We start from the raw sequence: 4,768 nt of genomic DNA, 5'->3' as shown, positions 1-4,768 counted from the left end.
GTGAACTGTGTTTTCTGTGTGCTTGCTGTCCGATGCCGACTGCCGCTGTGTGGACTTGCGAACGCGTGGTTTCGGTAACGACGCGGTGAATTAGCGGACGAGCCGAGCCGCCATCGCGCAAGATTGCGATCGTAGAAGAGGAGGATGCGTGCGCAACCTGCGAATAGATCTCGATCAGCGCCTGCTGGCCGCTGCGGCCGACATCATGGGCACCGCCGACAGCAATGCCACCGTCAACGAGGCGCTGCGCCGCATCGTTGTGCACGAACGCCAGCTACGCAATTTGGAACGGCTGATGGCCGATTCGGTTTTCAGCGCGGAGCCCACCTAGCGGGTGGATCCGGGTTCGGGTTTCGTCACCCACGTGGTGGCCGAGGGGTAGCCCGGACTTGTCGGTACCCCCTGCGATCATCGACAGTCAGTCACCGATCCGCAGGGGGAAACGATGTCGGTTCCGATCGCGAGTTTGCCTGTCGCCCAACGTCCGCGCGAGCGGCTGCTGATGCTGGGCCCGCACGCGCTCAGCGACGGCGAGCTACTGGCGCTGCTGCTCGGCCAGGGGACTCGCGGCCGATCCGCGTTGGAGGTTGCCGCCCAATTGATCGGCGACTACGGCGGATTGGCCGAACTCTCCGCGGCCCGCCCCGAAGAACTGGCCGCTCGCGCGGGCATCGGCCCGGCCAAAGCCGCCACCGTCGTCGCGGCTTTCCACCTCGGCACCCGCTCACGCACGCCCACCGATTCGCTACCGCAGCTCACCACGCCCGAAGACATCGCGGCAGCGGCGATCCCGCTCTTCGCGGGCGCCCGGGTGGAGCGACTTCTCGTGCTCGTCTGCGACACCCAGAACCGTCTGCGCCACCGCGCTTTCGTCGCCGAAGGTGCCATCGACCACGTCGCCGTCCCCGTCCGGGAAATCCTCAACACCGTCCTGCGCCACGACGGCCGAGCCTTCGCCGTGGTCCACAACCACCCCTCCGGCGACCCGGCCCCCAGCCCCGACGACCGCCGAGCCAGCACCCTGCTCCACCAAGCCGCCCGCACGGTAGGTCTGCGCTACCTCGACCACATCGTGGTCGCGGGCGAAACCTGGTCCACCGCACCACCTTTGCCTTGACGGCGCGGAGGCGCCTCAGCCTGCGAAACCGGTGGTGCGAGCCAGATCCGCGAGCATGGCGTCGAACATGATCTCCGGATCGGCCAGGGGAATCGGATAGTTGCCGAACACCTCGAGGGTGACGTGGCCGAACAGCCGGGCCCAGATCTGCACCATCAGGTAGGTCACGCCGAGATCCAGCTTCTCGGCGGGGAACTTCTGTCCCGACTCCGAGAGCATGGCCAGCAGGTCGGTCTGGAAGCCGATCAGGTCCTCGCGCAGCGCGGCCGGGATGGTCTCGCCCGGTGGGGTGGCGATCTCGAAGTTCGCCAGCAGCCTGCCCGCCGCGGCAAGGAAGATCCGGCCGAAGGGCTCGTCGAAGCGGCGCATCATCGGCCGCCCCGAGGTGGGCGAGGCGAACACCAGGGTGAATTCCCGCGGGTTCGCCAGCGCCCAGTGCCGGAACCCCCGGCAGATGGCCAGGAACTGCACCGCGCCGTCGTCGGGCAGCGGCTCGATCTCGGTCGAGAGGAACTCGGCCAGATCGGCGCAGAACTCCACCCGCATCCGCTCGATCAACTCGTCGCGCGACGAATAGTGCCGGTACAGCGCGGGCGCGGTGACGCCGAGTTCGCGCGCGATCGCCCGCAGGGTGACCGAATCGGGGCCTTGCCCGGCCAGCAGCGCCCGCGTGACCCGCCGGATATCGGCGTCGGTCACGACAGGCACACGGCCACGTGCCTTGCCCGTCAAGCGGCCACCCCTTCGATCATGTGTCGGTTCAAGCGTATTCGACTTCCCACCGCTTGATGCCGTTGAGCCAGCCGCTGCGCAGCCGCACCGGATCGGAGACCTGGCGCAGGTTCGGCATCGCGTCGGCAATGGCATTGAACATCAGGTCGATCTCCAGGCGGGCCAGATTCGCGCCGACACAGTAGTGCGTTCCGGTGCCGCCGAAGCCGACGTGCGGGTTGGGATCGCGCAGGACGTCGAACCGGAACGGGTCGGCGAAGGCGTCCTCGTCGAAATTGGCCGAGCTGTAGAACAATCCGATCCGCTGGCCCTTCTTGATCTGCTGCCCGCCCAGTTCCAGGTCACGCGTCGCGGTCCGCTGGAACGCGGTCACCGGCGTCGCCCAGCGCACGATCTCGTCCGGTGCGGTGCGCGGGCGCTGCTGCTTGTAGAGCTCCCACTGGTCCGGGTTGTCGACGAAGGCCTTCATGCCGTGGGTGATCGAATTGCGGGTGGTCTCGTTGCCCGCCACCGCGAGCAGGATCACGAAGAACGCGAACTCGTCCGAACCGAGGTGCTCGCCGTCGACGTCGGCGTTGACCAGCTGGGTGACGATGTCGGAGGCCGGACAGCCGCGGCGCTGTTCGGCCATGTTCCAGGCGTAGCCCATCACCTCGGCGGTCGCGGTGTGGTGATTGCCCTCGAACTCCGGATCGTCGTAGGAGATCATCTGGTTGGTCCAGTCGAACAGCTTCATGCGGTCCTCCTGCGGCACGCCGATCAGCTCGGCGATGGCCTGCAGCGGCAGCTCGCACGCGATCTGCTCGACGAAGTCGCCGCGACCGGACTTCTTGGCCTCCCACACGATCTTCTCGGCCCGCTCGGTGAGCGCGGCCCGCAGATTCTCCACCGCGCGCGGGGTGAAGCCCTTCGACACGATGCGCCGGATCTTGGTGTGCTGCGGCGGATCCAGGTTCAGCATGAGCATGTTGCCGAGCATGTCGATCTGCTCGCGCGTGGTCTCCTCGTTGAACCGGATGATCGCCGTGTTCTCGTGCGAGGAGAAGTCCTCCGGATTCTTCGAGATCTCCTTGATGTCGGCCAGCTTGGACACCACCCAGTACCCGCCGTCGTCGAACCCGCTGGCGCGGTCGGGCTGCGCGCACCACCAGACCGGCGCGGTGCGCCGCAATTGCGCGAACTCCTCGATCGGCAATCGGCTGGCGAGGAGGTCGGGATCGGTGAAATCGAATCCCGCGGGGATGTTTGTGCTGGTCACGGCAGTCTCCTTCGATCCGGTGCGCGGACTTCGCACCGTGATGTGGAACACGTTCACCACGATGAAACCACGTCGGAACCCTTTATGAACAGTGTTTAGTAATACCTGTTCACAAACTGGTTCGATGGGCTCGGGAGGCGTGGTCCGGCCCGGGATCCTCCGATTCGCCGACCACCACCAGCGGTCCTGGGCAAGATGGCGGCGTGGACCTGCCGTTTCTGCGTGCGCACCCGCACCTGCTTCCGACGTTCCTCGCTCATCAGCGGCTGCGGACGACGCCCGTCGCGGGTGGGTCGATCAGCGTCGCCGAGCGGATCGCGCTCGACGACGGGACGCATCTGTTCCTGAAGACCTGGCCCGGCGGGGTGTCCGCCGCCCCGACCGCCGATCGTGCGCCCGCTCCGTCCGGATTCTTCGCGGCGGAGGCGCAAGGGCTTCGCTGGCTGCGAGAGGCCGGTGGTGTAGCGGTGCCGGAGTTGTACGCGCAGACCGATGAACTGCTGCTGATGCAGTGGGTCGACCATGCTGAGCCGACCGCCGCTGCCGCCGAACGATTCGGTGCGGGATTGGCGGTGACCCACAGCGCGGGCGCCCCCGAATTCGGCGCTGCCGCCACGGGTTTCCTCGCCGGTCTACCCCTCGACAACACCCCCGGCGAGGACTGGCCCACCTGGTACCGCGAACGCCGAATCCTGCCGTACCTGAAACTCGCCGTCGACGCGGGCGCCCTCGACCCCGCCGACGCCACCCGCATCGAATCGATCCACATCGAAGCCCCCGACGATGCCCCTGCCCGAATCCACGGCGACCTCTGGCCGGGAAACATCCTCTGGGGCCCCTCCGGCACCCCCTGGCTGATCGACCCCGCCGCCCATGGAGGCCATCCCGAAACGGACCTGTCCACCCTGTCCCTCTTCGGCGGCGCCCCCTACCTCCCCCGAATCGTCGCCGCCTACAACGACGTCCACCCCTTGGCCCCCGATTGGCAAACCCGCATCCCCCTCCATCAGCTCCACCTCCTCCTGGCCCACGCCGTCCTCTTCGGCCGTTCCTATCGAACCGCCGTCTTGGACGCGGCCTCCCATTACCGCTAGTGCGTCTGACGGGACATGTTGTGTCAGAACGAGTTAGGGGTACTGGTTGTCAATGACGAAGGCCACCAACATCATTCGACGCTGATGGCCTTTGTCGGTCAAAAAGTTCAGATCGGCGACGGCTCCCGTCGCCGTAGTGCGGGCAGGACTTGGGGTGCCGATCGGGTCGCCCATACGGCGAATCCGATGTAGAGCGCCTGTTCCGGGATTCGCTGCCACAGGGGCGATGCGGGCTCGCCCGCGAACGGGATGTCGTTGAGGGCGGCGTAGATGTTGGCGGGGAGGAGCAGGAGGAACAGCGGCACCAGGGCCCAGCCCGCGATCCACCTTGTGCGGGTGAGGATCAGGCCGAGTGCGGCGAGGAGTTCCAGGACGCCGCTGGCCAGGACCATGAAGCCGGGGAACGGGACGAAAGGCGGGATCATGGCGACCATGTCGGCGTAGTTGGGCATCACGGTGACGCTCGCGGGCATGAAGTGCGCGGTGCCCGTCATCACCAGCATGACGGCCAGTGCGTGGGCGGCGCCGGCGGACCACGAGGCGAAACGGGTTACGCCGAGCGCTCCG

The 4,768-nt window shown here is 67.1% G+C and carries 6 protein-coding genes; 3 read left to right on the top strand and 3 right to left on the bottom strand.

The features are described from left to right. Positions 1 to 148: 148 nt before the first annotated feature. Both ACFWF3_RS24700 and ACFWF3_RS24695 read left to right on the top strand, forming a co-directional pair. On the top strand, positions 149 to 331 hold the full coding sequence (locus ACFWF3_RS24700) for a type II toxin-antitoxin system VapB family antitoxin (protein WP_378635482.1): 183 nt from the start codon (positions 149 to 151) through the stop codon (positions 329 to 331). A gap of 114 nt (positions 332 to 445) precedes the next feature. Beyond that, complete coding sequence (locus ACFWF3_RS24695; protein ID WP_378996749.1) at positions 446 to 1,117, top strand: RadC family protein; 672 nt, start codon at positions 446 to 448, stop codon at positions 1,115 to 1,117. 15 nt (positions 1,118 to 1,132) lie between these two features. Here the strand turns inward: ACFWF3_RS24695 and ACFWF3_RS24690 are convergent, their stop codons facing one another. After that, positions 1,133 to 1,816, bottom strand: a complete 684-nt coding sequence (locus ACFWF3_RS24690) for a TetR/AcrR family transcriptional regulator (protein WP_378996787.1) — start codon at positions 1,814 to 1,816, stop codon at positions 1,133 to 1,135. A gap of 61 nt (positions 1,817 to 1,877) precedes the next feature. Continuing rightward, positions 1,878 to 3,107, bottom strand: a complete 1,230-nt coding sequence (locus ACFWF3_RS24685; protein WP_378635489.1) for a cytochrome P450 — start codon at positions 3,105 to 3,107, stop codon at positions 1,878 to 1,880. Positions 3,108 to 3,310: 203 nt separating this feature from the next. Here ACFWF3_RS24685 and ACFWF3_RS24680 point away from each other — a divergent pair, with 203 nt between their 5' ends. Beyond that, a complete protein-coding gene (locus ACFWF3_RS24680) occupies positions 3,311 to 4,201 on the top strand; it encodes a fructosamine kinase family protein (protein WP_379315549.1) in 891 nt (296 codons plus the stop codon). A 107-nt stretch (positions 4,202 to 4,308) separates the two neighbouring features. Here ACFWF3_RS24680 and ACFWF3_RS24675 read toward each other — a convergent pair. Then, the coding region (locus ACFWF3_RS24675) for a hypothetical protein (protein WP_379315547.1) at positions 4,309 to 4,768 on the bottom strand (460 nt) is incomplete at its 5' end.

The sequence above is a fragment of the Nocardia sp. NPDC060220 genome (genome assembly GCF_042727815.1).
Lineage (GTDB): Bacteria > Actinomycetota > Actinomycetes > Mycobacteriales > Mycobacteriaceae > Nocardia.
The sequence above is the reverse complement of the archived record's forward strand: the minus strand, read 5'-3'. Positions and strand labels throughout refer to the sequence as shown.